Annotated in this window: 15 protein-coding genes; 10 read left to right on the top strand and 5 right to left on the bottom strand. The window is 66.6% G+C overall.

Going from position 1 to position 13,805, the window contains the following annotated elements:
• Positions 1 to 15 precede the first annotated feature (15 nt).
• Positions 16 to 609 carry a histidine phosphatase family protein gene (locus ACIP1U_RS00460; RefSeq protein WP_400310360.1) on the bottom strand — a complete coding sequence of 198 codons (594 nt, stop codon included), beginning with the start codon at positions 607 to 609 and terminating at the stop codon, positions 16 to 18.
• Positions 610 to 723: 114 nt separating this feature from the next.
• Between ACIP1U_RS00460 and ACIP1U_RS00455 the strand changes: the two genes are divergently transcribed.
• Positions 724 to 1,209 (top strand): adenosine-specific kinase, encoded by a 486-nt coding sequence (locus ACIP1U_RS00455; RefSeq protein WP_400310358.1) that lies wholly within the window; start codon positions 724 to 726, stop codon positions 1,207 to 1,209.
• A 9-nt stretch (positions 1,210 to 1,218) separates the two neighbouring features.
• Here the strand turns inward: ACIP1U_RS00455 and ACIP1U_RS00450 are convergent, their stop codons facing one another.
• The 3 genes from ACIP1U_RS00450 to ACIP1U_RS00440 all read right to left on the bottom strand — a co-directional run bounded on the left by ACIP1U_RS00450 (position 1,219) and on the right by ACIP1U_RS00440 (position 4,311).
• A complete protein-coding gene (locus ACIP1U_RS00450; RefSeq protein WP_400310356.1) occupies positions 1,219 to 2,898 on the bottom strand; it encodes a Na/Pi cotransporter family protein in 1,680 nt (559 codons plus the stop codon).
• A 182-nt stretch (positions 2,899 to 3,080) separates the two neighbouring features.
• Positions 3,081 to 3,692, bottom strand: a complete 612-nt coding sequence (locus ACIP1U_RS00445) for a LysE family translocator (protein WP_400310353.1) — start codon at positions 3,690 to 3,692, stop codon at positions 3,081 to 3,083.
• A gap of 46 nt (positions 3,693 to 3,738) precedes the next feature.
• Complete coding sequence (locus ACIP1U_RS00440; protein ID WP_400310350.1) at positions 3,739 to 4,311, bottom strand: adenine phosphoribosyltransferase; 573 nt, start codon at positions 4,309 to 4,311, stop codon at positions 3,739 to 3,741.
• Positions 4,312 to 4,463: 152 nt separating this feature from the next.
• Here ACIP1U_RS00440 and ACIP1U_RS00435 point away from each other — a divergent pair, with 152 nt between their 5' ends.
• Both ACIP1U_RS00435 and ACIP1U_RS00430 read left to right on the top strand, forming a co-directional pair.
• Positions 4,464 to 5,042: a DJ-1/PfpI family protein gene (locus tag ACIP1U_RS00435; RefSeq protein WP_400310346.1), complete on the top strand. Its 579-nt coding sequence runs from the start codon at positions 4,464 to 4,466 to the stop codon at positions 5,040 to 5,042.
• An 86-nt stretch (positions 5,043 to 5,128) separates the two neighbouring features.
• Complete coding sequence (locus ACIP1U_RS00430) at positions 5,129 to 5,518, top strand: ribbon-helix-helix domain-containing protein (protein WP_400310344.1); 390 nt, start codon at positions 5,129 to 5,131, stop codon at positions 5,516 to 5,518.
• 19 nt (positions 5,519 to 5,537) lie between these two features.
• On the opposite strand, the gene ACIP1U_RS00425 is transcribed toward ACIP1U_RS00430, so the two are convergent.
• Positions 5,538 to 7,517 (bottom strand): monovalent cation:proton antiporter-2 (CPA2) family protein, encoded by a 1,980-nt coding sequence (locus ACIP1U_RS00425; RefSeq protein ID WP_400310341.1) that lies wholly within the window; start codon positions 7,515 to 7,517, stop codon positions 5,538 to 5,540.
• A 150-nt stretch (positions 7,518 to 7,667) separates the two neighbouring features.
• Between ACIP1U_RS00425 and ACIP1U_RS00420 the strand changes: the two genes are divergently transcribed.
• From ACIP1U_RS00420 to ptsN, 7 genes are all read left to right on the top strand, one after another.
• Complete coding sequence (locus ACIP1U_RS00420) at positions 7,668 to 8,651, top strand: SIS domain-containing protein (protein WP_400310338.1); 984 nt, start codon at positions 7,668 to 7,670, stop codon at positions 8,649 to 8,651.
• Positions 8,652 to 8,673: 22 nt separating this feature from the next.
• Positions 8,674 to 9,303 carry an LPS export ABC transporter periplasmic protein LptC gene (gene lptC, locus ACIP1U_RS00415; protein WP_209756422.1) on the top strand — a complete coding sequence of 210 codons (630 nt, stop codon included), beginning with the start codon at positions 8,674 to 8,676 and terminating at the stop codon, positions 9,301 to 9,303.
• A gap of 127 nt (positions 9,304 to 9,430) precedes the next feature.
• Positions 9,431 to 10,078, top strand: a complete 648-nt coding sequence (gene lptA / locus ACIP1U_RS00410; RefSeq protein ID WP_400310336.1) for a lipopolysaccharide transport periplasmic protein LptA — start codon at positions 9,431 to 9,433, stop codon at positions 10,076 to 10,078.
• A gap of 53 nt (positions 10,079 to 10,131) precedes the next feature.
• Positions 10,132 to 10,932, top strand: coding sequence for an LPS export ABC transporter ATP-binding protein (gene lptB, locus ACIP1U_RS00405; RefSeq protein WP_400310333.1), 801 nt, complete (start codon positions 10,132 to 10,134; stop codon positions 10,930 to 10,932).
• A 154-nt stretch (positions 10,933 to 11,086) separates the two neighbouring features.
• The gene (locus ACIP1U_RS00400) at positions 11,087 to 12,565 is read left to right on the top strand and encodes an RNA polymerase factor sigma-54 (RefSeq protein ID WP_400310330.1); all 1,479 of its coding nucleotides are present in this window, start codon (positions 11,087 to 11,089) and stop codon (positions 12,563 to 12,565) included.
• Positions 12,566 to 12,613: 48 nt separating this feature from the next.
• The gene (gene hpf / locus ACIP1U_RS00395; protein ID WP_029046778.1) at positions 12,614 to 12,964 is read left to right on the top strand and encodes a ribosome hibernation-promoting factor, HPF/YfiA family; all 351 of its coding nucleotides are present in this window, start codon (positions 12,614 to 12,616) and stop codon (positions 12,962 to 12,964) included.
• Positions 12,965 to 13,331: 367 nt separating this feature from the next.
• Positions 13,332 to 13,787: a PTS IIA-like nitrogen regulatory protein PtsN gene (gene ptsN, locus ACIP1U_RS00390; RefSeq protein ID WP_029046777.1), complete on the top strand. Its 456-nt coding sequence runs from the start codon at positions 13,332 to 13,334 to the stop codon at positions 13,785 to 13,787.
• The last annotated feature ends 18 nt before the right edge of the window (positions 13,788 to 13,805 follow it).

Below are 13,805 nucleotides of genomic sequence, written 5' to 3'. Positions count from 1 at the left end.
GCCAACAGGCCGGGCTCAGTCGAGTCCGCCGGCCGGCAACACGCGCGTGCGCCGCGCCGTGCCGCCCTGCGGCAACTCGATCGCCACGCCGCCACCGCTGTCGGCGCCGTGGCCGGTCAGCGCGGTGATCACCACCTGGTGGGTGACCATCAGGTAGGGACCGCCCCGCGGGTCGAGCCCGTCGATCAGGCGCGACAGCTGCGCAACCTGCGCGTCGCGGCGCGGCGCATCCGCCCCGAAGAACGAATTGAGCAGCGGCTGCACCTGTACCGGCCCCAGCCCGATCAGCCGCGCCGTGTCCTGGCAGCGGCACCAGGCGCTGCTCCACACGTGCGTCGGCCGGAAGCCGGCCGCCTTCCAGCTCGTTCCCAGCCGCGCTGCCTGCTCGCGCCCGCGCGCGTCGAGGTTGCGCTGGGTGGCGCAATCGGCCAGCTGGAACCCGGGCGGATCGCCCACGCCCGGCGCGCTGGCATGGCGCAGCACCACCAGGACATTCGGGCGCTGCAGCTCGCTCACCGCGATCTCGCCCTGTGATGCCGGAGCGACCTGCGCGGCGGCAAGCGCGGGGACAATGGCAAGCAGGGCAAGCAAGCGGCAAAAGGCAGGCATCGGCTGCTCCGGTGGTGCGTCAACCCCTCCGGTATAGCAGGCGCTGGCTTGCTTTCACCACCTCGCGCCCTACCATGAACCGGACGGCGACACACATCGCACAGGAGCCCCGCCATGGAACTGACGGTCGTACCGGTCACCAAGCCGGAAGCCACCAACTTCATCTTCGGCCAGTCGCATTTCATCAAGACCGTGGAAGACCTGCACGAGGCGCTGGTGGGCACCGTGCCCGGCATCCGTTTCGGGCTGGCGTTCTGCGAGGCCTCGGGCAAGCGACTGGTGCGCTGGTCGGGCACCGACGAGCACCTGATCGACATGGCCTGCGAGAACGCGCGCGCCATCGGCGCGGGGCACAGCTTCCTGATCTTCCTGGGAGACGGGTTCTTCCCGATGAACGTGCTGGGCGCGGTGCGTGCGGTGCCGGAGGTGTGCCGGATCTACTGCGCGACAGCGAACCCGACGCAGGTGATCATCGCGCAGACCGATGCCGGCCGCGGCGTGGTGGGCGTAATCGACGGCGCCTCGCCGCTGGGGATCGAGACCGAGGCGGATGTAGCGGAGCGGAAAGAACTGTTGCGCAAGTTCGGCTACAAGCTGTAGCCGTGCCGCTCAGGGCTGCGCCGCCTGTACGCGCGTGACGGGCGGCACATCGTCTTCCTTCATCCGGCTGCGGTTCAGCACGCCGGCCTGCTCCAGCACCGGGTAGGCCGTCGCGCAGAACAGCGAATTCAGCCGCTTCAGCTCGCTGATCACATCAAGGTGGAGCGAACTGGTCTCGACGCTTTCCGCCGTCTGCACCGCCACGCGCTGCAGGTGGGTGCGCGCGTACTTGCGCTCCAGTTCGCGGAAGTTGGCCTTCTCCGCCATCAGCGCCTGCGCGCTCTTCAGGTCGCCGTTGAGGAACACCGACAAACCCAGCCGCAGGTTGGCCACCAGCCGCGCATGCATCTCTGCGATTTCCTGCATGCCGGCCTCGGAGAACATCAGGTTGTGGGCGATCTTCTTGTCCTTGGTGTCCAGCAGGATGCGCTCGATGATGTCGCCGGCATGCTCCAGGTTGATGGTCAGCGAGATGATCTCGGTCCAGCGCTGACCGTCGCGCTCGTCCAGCGCTTCCAGGCTGATGCGGGTCAGGTAGAGCTTGATCGCGGTGTAGAGGTCGTCGACCTCGTTGTCGATGCGGCAGGTGGCGGTGGCGAGCTTGGCGTCGTTGGTGCGCATCACGCGCAGCATGTTGTCGAGCATCTGCTCGACCCGGTCGCCGATGCGCAGCACCTCGCGCGCGGCATTGGCCAGCGCCAGCGTGGGCGTTGACAGCGCGGCCGGGTCGAGATGGCGCGGCGTGACCTGGCTGTCGCCGGTATTGCGCCCGGGCAGCACCTTCTCGCACAGGCGCGCCAGCGGCGCGGTGGCGCCGAGCAGCAGCACCGCCAGCGCGACATTGAACAGCAGGTGGAAATTGACGATCAGCCGCTGCGGGTCATGGTCGATCAGCGCCAGCAGTTCTTCGGCCTGGTTCAGCAGCGGCAGCGCCACCAGGCAGCCCAGCAGGCGCGACAGCAGGTTGCCCAGCGTCACGCGCTTGCCCGGCTGGTTGTTGCCCGAAGTGGTCAGCAGCGCCGAGATGCCCGAGCCCAGGTTGGCGCCCAGTACCAGCGCCAGTGCCACGTGGATCGACACCACGCCGGCCGAGGCCAGCGCGCCGCAGAACAGCACCACGGCCAGGCTGGAATAGCACAGGATGGTCAGGAACGCGCCCACCAGCATGTCCAGCCCGGCGTCGCCGGTCAGCGAGGCGAACAGCACCTTGACGCCAGCGGCCTGCACCACCGGCCGCGTGGCGATCGAGATCAGCTCTAGCGCCAGCGTGATCAGGCCCAGCCCGATCAGCACGCGCCCGACGTGGCCCGGCTTGCTGCCCTTCCAGGTCAGGTGGCCGATCACGCCGACGAAGATCAGCAGCGGCGACAGCCACGACAGGTCCAGCGAGAACACCTGCACCATCAGCGCGGTGCCGACGTTGGCGCCCAGCATGATGGCCAGCGCCGGCGCCACGGCGATCAGGCCCTGGCCGACGAAGGAACTGACGATGACCGCGGTGGCGTTGCTGCTCTGGACCAGCCCGGTGACGCCGAGCCCGGCGAGGAAGGCGGTGAAGCGGTTTGAGACGCTGGTCGACAGCACCTGGCGCAGGTTGGCGCCGTAGACGCGCAGGATGCCGACCTTGACGATGTTGGTGCCCCATACAAGCAGGGCAACGCCCGAGAGCAGATGAAGAAGTACGCCCATTGTGCGCCTCAGTGTGACCGGTGCCGAATTACTGCCGGAGGCGGCCCTGCCCGGTCATCGTGTAGTTGTCAATGGGGCATTATGCGCCCGCCACGGGGCAGCGGCAACGGCACCGGGCGAGGGGTGCGGGCAACAGGCAACACATGCCGCGGCGCAGCGGGGGGCAAGTCGCGTCGACTCGCTCAGGGCAGCGCGACCTTGATCCCCAGCCCGACGAAGATCGCCCCCGCGGCACGGTCGAGCCAGCGCCCCGTGGCCGGACGGCGCCGCAGCCATGCCCCCAGCCAGCCCGCACACAAACCGAACAGGGAAAACACCACCGCGGTCTGCAGCATGAAGACCATGCCCAGCAGCAGGAACTGCAGCCCGGGATGCGCGGCATCGGCGCGCACGAACTGCGGCAGGAACACCAGGAAGAACAGCGTCACCTTGGGGTTCATCATGTTGCCGAGCACGCTCTGGCGGAACACGCGGCCCAGCGGCACCGCGTCGACGTCGCCGCCCTGCGCCAGCCCGCCCCTGGCGCGCAGCGCCTGGATGCCGATCCAGATCAGGTAGGCGGCGCCGGCATACTTGATCAGCTGGAACGCGAGCGGCGACGAGCGCAGCACCGCCGCCAGCCCGACCGCCGCGATCACGGTATGGAACAGGCAGCCGACGGAGAAACCCAGCGCCGCCACCAGCCCCGCGCGCCGCCCCTGCGCCATGCCGCGCGCCAGCACCTGCAGGTTGTCGGGGCCGGGCGCGACGGTGACCGCGACCGAGGTCAGCAGAAACAGCAGCAGGTCTGGCATATGGTCTCCGTGTCGATCTCCGTGTCGTTCTGTCAGTAAGCGTAGATCAGTGTCCGTCGAAGCGGCACACGGTGAACAGCGGCAACCCGCCGTCCTGCAGCAGCTTCGAGCCGCCCAGTTCCGGCAGGTCGACGATCGCGGCACCCTCTACTACCGTGGCGCCCAGACGCTCCAGCAGCTTGCGCCCCGCCATCATGGTGCCGCCAGTGGCGATCAGGTCGTCGACCAGCAGCACGCGGTCGCCGGCCTTGCAGGCATCGGCATGGATCTCGACGGTCGCGCTGCCGTACTCCAGCTCATATTCTTCGGCCACCGTCTGGAACGGCAGCTTGCCCTTCTTGCGGATCGGCACGAAGCCCAGGTTCAGCTCGTACGCGACGATCGCGCCCAGGATAAAGCCGCGCGCGTCGATGCCGGCGACGAGGTCCAGTTCGGCGTCCATGTAGCGGTGCACGAAGACGTCGATCAGCACACGCAGCGTCTTGGGGTCCTGCAAGAGCGGCGTGATGTCGCGGAACATCACGCCCGGCATGGGCCAGTCCGGCACGGTCCGGATGCGGTCGCGCAGGTAGCCGGTGACGTCACCGAGGTCGGGGGACTGGATGAGGGAATCTGCCATAGGGTCTGGAAAGAACAGGAGCGCGCCTCGCGCGCCGGTGAAAAATGCCCGCGCCGGCCGCGGTAACGGGTTACCACCCGCGCCGCCGGGCCGGCCAGCACAATGGCCCTGCCGGCTGCCGCCGGACACCCGTAACCATACAGGAGACCGCGATGGCGAAGAAGATACTGATGCTGGTCGGCGACTACGCCGAAGACTACGAGACCATGGTGCCGTTCCAGGCACTGCAGATGGTCGGCCACACCGTCCACGCCGTCTGTCCCGACAAGAAGGCAGGCGCCGCGTGCGCCACGGCGATCCACGACTTCGAGGGCGACCAGACCTACACGGAGAAACGCGGCCATAACTTCACCCTGAACGCCAGCTTTGCCGAGATCGACCCCGCCGGGTACGACGCACTGGTAATCCCCGGCGGCCGCGCGCCCGAATACCTGCGCCTGAACGCCCGCGTGCTGGAGATCGTGCGCCACTTCGCCCAGGCCGACAAACCGATCGCCGCGGTCTGCCACGGCGCCCAGTTGCTGGCCGCCGCCGGCGTACTGGAAGGCAAGGGCTGTTCGGCCTACCCGGCGTGCGCGCCGGAAGTGAAGCTGGCCGGCGGCACCTATGTCGATATCCCGGTCGACCAGGCGCATACCGACGGCAAGCTGGTCACCGCGCCGGCCTGGCCCGCGCACCCGGCATGGCTGGCGCAGTTCCTTGCCGTGCTGGGCACGCGGATCGTACATTAGAGCCTTCCGCCACGCGGTGCCGCGCCCTCACGAAGCGGCGCGGCATGCACCCGCGCGCCACTCGTGGCGCAGCACGGAGAGCTTCGATGTGTGAGATCTTTATCCGCGCCAATCCGGCCTCGTACCAGACCCAGGCGCGGTCGCTGCGGCTGCATGGCGTAGCCACCAGCATCCGCCTGGAGACCCTGTTCTGGGAAGTGCTGGAAGAACTGGCCACGCGCGACGGCATGACCGTCAACCAGTTGATCACGCGCCTGCATGACGAGCTGACCGCCCACCGCGGCAGCGAAGCGGTAGCGGGCAACTTCTCTTCCTTCCTGCGGGTGTGCTGCCTGCGCTACCTGAAGCTGCAGGGCGAGGGGCGGATTCCGGCGGACCAGTCGGTGCCGATACGCTCGCTGGACGCGCGCGCGGTGTTGAACGACCTGCCGGAGTCCTGGGTGGAAGCGCGCCCACGGCAAGCGCTCTCCCACTGATTGGCGCTCCGCACGGCGGCTAGCCGTTCAGGATCCGCATCTCGGCGGCTTCCAGCGCTTCCGGCTGGCCGCGCAGCACGACGATATCGCCCGGTTCCAGCACGGTCTCGGGCTCAGGATCGAAGGCGCGGATGCCGCGCCGGCGCACCGCGGTCACCTCCACGCCGATCCGCTCCAGCCCGAGCATGCCCAGGCGCCGCCCGACCGCGGTGGACTGCGGCCCCAGCGACACGGAATGCAGCCGCACCGAATCGCGCTCGACCATGTCTTCATCGTCGTCGCGGCCGTGGAAGTAGCCGCGCAGCAGGCTGTAGCGCGCGTCGCGCGCCTCCTGCACGCCGCGCAGCACATGCCGCATCGGCACGCCCAGCAGCACCAGCGCGTGCGAGGCCAGCATCAGGCTGCCCTCGATGATCTCGGGCACCACCTCGGTGGCGCCGGCCTTTTGCAGGACATCCAGCTCCGAATCGTCGACGGTGCGCACGATCACCGGCAGCGCCGGCGCCAGTTCCTGCACGTGGTGCAGCACCTTGAGCGCCGACGGCGTGTTGGCATAGGTGACGATCAGCGCCGCGGCGCGGTGGATGCCGGCGGCGATCAGCGCCTCGCGCCGGCCGGCGTCGCCGTAGACCACGGTGTCGCCGGCGGCGGCGGCCTCGCGCACACGGTCGGGATCGAGGTCGAGCGCGACATAGGTAATGCCCTCGCGCTCCATCATATGGGCCAGGTTCTGGCCGCTGCGGCCGAAGCCGCAGATGATGGCGTGTTTTTCCGTCTGCAGGCTCTGCGCGGCGATGCGGGTCATGTTCAGCGACTGCATCAGCCATTCGTTGGCGGCAAAACGCAGCACGATGGCATCGCTGTACTGGATCAGGAACGGCGCGGCCAGCATCGACAGCAGCATCGAGGCCAGGATCACCTGGATCAGCACCGGGTCTACCAGATTCAGGCCGTCGATCTGGTTCAGCAGCACGAAGCCGAATTCGCCGGCCTGCGCCAGCCCCAGGCCGGTACGGATCGCCACCCCCTGGCGCGAGCCGAACACCCGCGCCAGCACCGCGATCAGCACCAGCTTGAACAGGATCGGCACCACCAGCAGCGCCAGCACCAGCCACAGATGGTCCAGCACCACGCGGATATTGAGCAGCATGCCGATGGTGACGAAGAACAGCCCCAGCAGCACGTCGCGGAACGGCTTGATGTCTTCTTCCACCTGATGCCGGTACGGCGTCTCGGAAATCAGCATGCCGGCCATGAACGCGCCCAGCGCCATCGACAGGCCCAGCCGCTCGGTCAGCGCCGCCATGCCCAGCGTCACCAGCAGCAGGTTCAGCATGAACAGTTCCTGCGAACGGCGCGCCGCCACGATGTGGAACCAGCGGCTCATCAGGCGCTGGCCGAGGAAAAAGATCGCGCCCAGCGCCACCACGATCTTGACCGTGGCCAGCCCCAGCGCCATCGCCAGGTCGCCGGGATCGCGCGACAGCGCCGGGATCACGATCAGCAGCGGCACCACCGCCAGGTCCTGGAACAGCAGGATACTGATGATGTTGCGGCCGTGCTCGCTCTCCAGCTCCATGCGCTCGGACAGCATCTTGGAGACGATCGCCGTGGACGACATCGCCAGCGCCCCGCCCAGGGCCACCGAGGCCTGCCACGACAGCGGGAACAGCCAGTTGAAGGCCCAGCTGGCGGGCACCACCGCCAGCATCGACAGCACCACCTGCGAGCCGCCCAGCCCGAACACCAGGCGCTTCATTGACCGCAGCTTGCTCAGGCTGAACTCCAGCCCGATCGAGAACATCAGGAACACCACGCCGAACTCGGCCAGGTACTTGGTCTGCGCGGTGTCGCTGGCCAGTCCCAGCGCATGCGGGCCGATCAGGATGCCAACGGCCAGGTAGCCAAGCATCGGCGGCAGCTGCAGCATGCGGAAAGCGACCACGCCGAAGACGGCAGCGGCCAGCAGCACCAGGGTCAGTTCCAGCGGTGAATGCATCAAGATGGTTGGGTGACCGGCCAGGTGCGCGTCCGACCCGGCACGGGCACCCTGCCGGGAAAACGTGGCAAGCGCGGTGAGTACGGCAGGCGCATGGGCACTTGGAGGCAGCCCCGGACGCCAGCGCATTCGTTGGTATACTTCGACGCCATGATAGCCAATTTCGATGCGAATCGAGCACTCAGGCTCGCCCGCGATACCCTCCAGACTGAAGCCGATGCGGTTTCCGCACTTTCCGGCCGCCTGACCGACGACTTTGCCCATGCCGTGCAGATGATCCTGCAATGCAGCGGGCGCGTGGTGGTCTCCGGCATCGGCAAGTCCGGCCATATCGGGCGCAAGGTGGCGGCCACGCTGGCCTCCACCGGCACCCCGGCGTTCTTCGTGCATCCGGCCGAAGCCAGCCACGGCGACCTGGGCATGGTCACGCGCGACGACGTGCTGATCGCCTTCTCCAATTCCGGCGAGACCGGCGAACTGCTGTCGATCATCCCGATCGTCAAGCGCATCGGCGCGCGGCTGATCTCGGTCACCGGCAATCCTGAATCGAACCTCGCCAAGCTGGCCGACGCGCACCTTGACGCGGGCGTGGAAAAGGAAGCCTGCCCGCTGAACCTGGCGCCGACGGCAAGCACCACCGCCGCGCTGGCGCTGGGCGATGCGCTGGCAGTGGCGGTGCTGGACGCGCGCGGCTTCGGCGAGGAAGACTTCGCCCGTTCGCATCCCGGCGGCGCGCTCGGCCGCAAGCTGCTGACCCATGTGCGCGACGTGATGCGCACCGGCAATTCGGTGCCGGAAGTCCGCGAAAACACCCCGCTCGCCCAGGCGCTGATGGAAATCACACGCAAGGGCATGGCCATGACCGCGGTGGTCAATCCCGACGGCCATGCCATTGGCGTCTTCACCGACGGCGACCTGCGCCGCCTGCTGGAAACCCCGCGCGACTGGAAGACCGTTCCCATTGGCGACGTCATGCACCGCAACCCGCATGTGGTCAACCAGAACCAGCTCGCAGTCGAGGCGGTGCAGATCATGGAAGCCAACCGCATCAACCAGTTGCTGGTGGTCGATGACGACGGCCGCCTGGTCGGCGCGCTGCATATCCACGACCTGACCCGCGCCAAGGTCATCTGAACGGGTCACGGGCAAGCACATAATGCAGGCACTCATCGCCTCCCTCAGCGGTATCGTCATGCGGCTGCTGCCGCTGCTGCTGATGGCCATCGTCGCCGGCAGCACCTTCTGGCTGGTGCAGATCAACTCGCCCAAGGAAAGCCAGGACACGCAGGCGACCAAGAAGCACGAGCCGGACTATTTCATGGACCGCTTCTCGGCCACGGAACTGGCGCAGGACGGCAGCACCAAGATCCGCTTTACCGGCGAGCGCATGGTTCACTTCGAGGACGACCAGACCTACGAGGTCACTCGCCCCGCGTTGCGTGCCTATGAGCCGGATCGCCCGCCGGTGACGGCGCGGGCCGACCTTGGCCGCATGAATGCGGAAGGCTCGGTGATCGACCTGTACGGCAACGGCCATGTGCTGCGCCAGCAGGGCGCCGACCCGTCCAAGGATCCGCAGCTGACCGCCGCGTCAAGCTATTTCCAGTTGCTGGTCAATGACGACATTGTCAAGACCGACAAGCCGGTGAAGCTGACGCGCGGCCCCTCGGTGATGACCGCGAACGGGCTGATCTTCAACAACGTCACCCGCGAAGTACAATTGCTCGGCAATGTACGCGGCACCATCGTCACCGGGCCGTCCCCTGGCCGTACGCCGGGGCCCTGACCCGGCCCGCGCGGGCGGCCGCCGGCAACGGCAATGCCGCTGCGCACCCTGCCTGCCCCACAAGACCCGCAAGCACGCAATACCCGCCTAACCCGCACCACCACGCCCTCTAGCCACAGCTGCCAACATGACTGCATCCCTGACGACTTCGTCCCGTCGACACGCCGCCCCGGCCCTGCTCGCCACGGCCATGGCCTTCGGCCTGCTGCTGGCCCAGCCCGCGCTGGCCGAGCGCGCGGACCGCGACAAGCCGATGGTGCTGGAGGCCGACAACGCCAGCTACGACGACGTCAAGCAGATCTATACGCTGACCGGCAACGTGGTGCTGACCAAGGGCACGATGATCCTGAAGTCGGATGCGGCCGAGCTGCGCACCGACCCCGAGGGCTACCAGTTCGCGGTGGCCACTTCCAAGCCGGGCAAGCAGGCCTATATCCGGCAGAAGCGCGAAGGCGTCGACGAGTACATCGACGGCTGGGGCGACCGCATCGAATACGACGGCAAGCAGGAGCTGTCCAAGCTGATCGGCCAAGCGCGCATGGCGCGCCTGCAGGGTGCCAAGATGCTCGACGAGATCCGCGGCGCGGTGCTGACCTACGACAGCCGCAAGGAGTTCTACACGGCTGCCGGCGGCGGCGACAACACCTCGGCCGCCAATCCGTCGGGCCGCGTGCGCGCGGTGCTGTCGCCGCGGCAGGACCCGAATGCGCAGGGTTCGGGCAGTGGTTCGCCGCTGGACCTGAAGCCGGCGCCCGCGCCCGCCAACAAACCCTGACGCCTCGCGGGGACCGCGTCCCCGCCTGAAACGCTGAACGCCAGACTGTGCCAATGACCGATACCGCCACCATCGCCGAAAAGCCTTCCGTCCAAGCCACAGCCGTCCTCGAAGGCGGCAGCACGCTGGTCGTGCGCCACCTGAAGAAGCGCTATGGCTCGCGCACAGTGGTCAAGGATGTCTCGCTGGACGTGAAGAGCGGCGAAGTGGTCGGCCTGCTCGGCCCCAACGGCGCGGGCAAGACCACCTCGTTCTACATGATCGTGGGGCTGGTGAACCTGGATGAGGGCGATATCGTGCTCGACGGCGACCACATCAGTGGCCTGCCGATCCACGAGCGTGCGCGCATGGGGCTGTCCTACCTGCCGCAGGAAGCCTCGGTCTTCCGCAAGCTCAACGTCGAGGAAAACATCCGCGCCGTGCTGGAGCTGCAGGTGGAGAACGGCAAGCCGCTGGCCAAGGCCGAGATCGACCGCAGGCTCGACGCGCTGCTCGACGACCTGCAGATTGCGCACCTGCGCAACAACCCGGCGCTGTCGCTGTCGGGCGGCGAACGCCGCCGCGTGGAAATCGCGCGCGCGCTGGCATCGTCGCCACGCTTCATCCTGCTGGATGAACCGTTCGCCGGCGTGGACCCGATCGCAGTGGGCGAAATCCAGCGCATCGTCAGCTTCTTGAAAGCGCGCAACATCGGCGTGCTGATCACCGACCACAACGTGCGCGAAACGCTTGGTATCTGCGACCACGCGTACATCATCAGTGAAGGCACCGTGCTGGCCGCCGGGCGGCCCGAAGAGATCATCGCCAACGAATCGGTGCGGCGCGTCTACCTCGGCGAAAACTTCCGCATGTGATGTACCCGCCTGCCCGCAGCGGCAGGCCATTGATTCTGCCTGCTACCGGCCCCATGATCTGGATGTGGGCCGCCCACTGCCGGCGTCGATCAAGCCGCGACATCGATAGCAATTTCCGTTCCAACAACGGAAAGATGCGCATAGAATAGGTCGCATGAAACCGTCGCTACAGCTCCGCCTCTCCCAGCACCTGGCACTGACGCCGCAACTGCAGCAGTCGATCAGGCTGTTGCAGCTTTCGACGCTGGAACTGCAGCAGGAAGTCGAACAGGCGCTCACGGAAAACCCGCTGCTCGAACGCGAGAACGACTGGATCGACAGCCCGCTGCGCGTGGCCGCCGATGGCTCGGTCAACGTGCAGAGCGCGCCGGCGCCGGCACCAGCCGAACCGCAAGGCAACGGCGAGGCGCGCACCGATAGCGCAGGCGACGACGACAGCTACGGCGACAGCAACAGCGGCGAAGACTACGGCGGCGACTGGAGCCTGGACGACTTCGCCCGCCGCCCGCAAGGCGACGAAGATGAGAAGACGCCGATGCAGCTGCGCGAGGCCGAGCCCACGTTGCGCGAATACCTGATGGAACAGCTCACGCCGCTGAAGATCTCGGTGCGCGACAAGGGCCTGGCCATCTTCCTGATCGAATCGCTCGACGACGACGGCTACCTCGCCGCGACGCTCGAAGAGATCTGCGCCGAACTGCCGGAAGAACTCGAATTCGAGATCGAGGAAGTGCAGGCGATGCTGACGCTGCTGCAAAGCTTCGACCCGCCAGGCGTGGGCGCGCGCAACGCGGCCGAGTGCCTGGGCCTGCAATTGCGCCGGCTGCAGCACCCGCAGCGCGAGCTGGCGCTGAACATCGTGCACAACCACCTCGAACTGCTGGCGGTGCGCGACTACACGCGCCTGAAAAAAGCCCTGCAGGTAGACGAGCCTGCACTCAAGGCCGCCCACGAACTGATCCGCTCGCTGGCCCCCTACCCCGGCCATGCATACAGCCGCCCCGAGGCCGACTTCGTGGTGCCCGATGTGTTCGTGCGCAAGAGCGGCGGCGGCTGGATCGCGCAACTCAATCCGGATGTGATGCCGAGGCTGCGCATCAACGACATGTACGCGCAGATCCTGCGCGGCGCCAAGGGCGAGTCGGGTACCGCGGGCCTGCAGCAGAAGCTGCAGGAAGCACGCTGGCTGATCAAGAATATCCAGCAAAGGTTCGACACGATCCTGCGTGTCTCACAGGCCATTGTCGAGCGTCAAAAGAACTTTTTCACGCACGGCGAAATCGCCATGCGCCCCTTGGTTTTGCGGGAGATTGCCGATACACTGGGATTACACGAGTCAACCATCTCCCGGGTGACGACCAATAAATACATGGCAACGCCGATGGGTACTTTCGAACTGAAGTACTTCTTTGGCAGCCACGTGTCCACCGAAACCGGTGGCGCGGCTTCATCAACGGCCATCCGCGCCTTGATCAAGCAACTGATAGGAGCCGAAGACCCGAGGAATCCCCTTTCCGACAGTCGCATCGCCGAACTGCTGGGTGAGCAAGGCTTCGTTGTCGCACGTCGCACCGTTGCCAAATATCGCGAAGCCCTGAAGATCCCCGCAGTGAATCTCCGCAAGTCTTTGTAGCCGAGCCCACCGCCTGCCTGGTGAGGCTCTTTCAGAAGGAGAAGCGCTATGAACTTCAAGATCAGTGGACACCACCTTGACATCACGCCGCCGTTGCGTGAGTACGTGGAAACGAAGCTGGAGCGAATCGTCAGGCATTTCGATCAGGTCATTGGCGTTAGCGTGCTGCTCTCTGTCGACAACCACAAGGAAAAGGACCGTCGGCAATACGCGGAAATCAATCTACATCTCAGGGGCAAGGACATCTTCGTTGAAGCGCATCATGAAGACCTGTATGCAGCGATCGACGCACTCGTCGACAAGCTGGACCGTCAGGTACTGCGCTACAAGGACCGCGTGCAAGGCCACGACCGCGAAGCGGTCAAGTACCAGATGGCCGCAGCGCAGATGCAGCAATGAGAATGCCCGGTGGCTCCGCAGAGGGCTGCTGAATCAAAACTGAACAGGCAAGCCGCGCATTGCGCGGCTTTTTTGCGCCCGCGGCGCTGTGGCGCCTGCGCAAAGGCCTGTCACCCGTTTGAGACGGAATGTTCGCAATGGCCGCGGCAGGGTGTATGCTGCGCCATACATGCAGAACCGCATCCTGCCCCGCCCGGTTGAGGTGCGGACGCCCACAGGCGCGGCGCTGCGCTGCACAATCACAGGGAGGCCGCTGCTCTATAATGGCCGGACGCCTCGGCGTTGCCGGCGACCGGCAGCCTCTGAGCCACGCACTGCCCTGCGGAACGGCGGATCCGCCCGCTAACTGAAATCCTGCGCATCGCCCATGAATCGTTTGGCCAAATTGCTGCCACCCGGCAATATCACCCTCGACGTCAGCGTCACCAGCAAGAAGCGTGTGTTCGAGCAGGCCGGGCTCCTTTTCGAGAACAACCATGGCGTGGCGCGCGCCACCGTGACGGATAACCTGTTCGCGCGCGAGTCGTTGGGCTCCACCGGACTTGGCGCCGGCGTGGCAATCCCGCACGGCCGCATCAAGGGCCTGAAGCAACCGCTCGCCGCCTTCATGCGCCTGGCCGAGCCGATCCCGTTCGAGTCGCCCGACGGCAAGCCGGTATCGCTGTTGATTTTCCTGCTGGTGCCGGAACAGGCCACGCAGCAGCACCTGGAAATCCTGTCCGAGATCGCGCAGCTGCTATCGGACCGCGACATGCGCGAAGGGCTGGCCACCTTGCCCACTTCCGAAGCCGTGCACCAGCTGCTGACCGAATGGCATCCCTGATTCACCGATCGTCCTGAA

This window comes from Cupriavidus sp. NPDC089707, from assembly GCF_044748965.1.
GTDB lineage: Bacteria > Pseudomonadota > Gammaproteobacteria > Burkholderiales > Burkholderiaceae > Cupriavidus.
The sequence above is the reverse complement of the archived record's forward strand: the minus strand, read 5'-3'. Positions and strand labels throughout refer to the sequence as shown.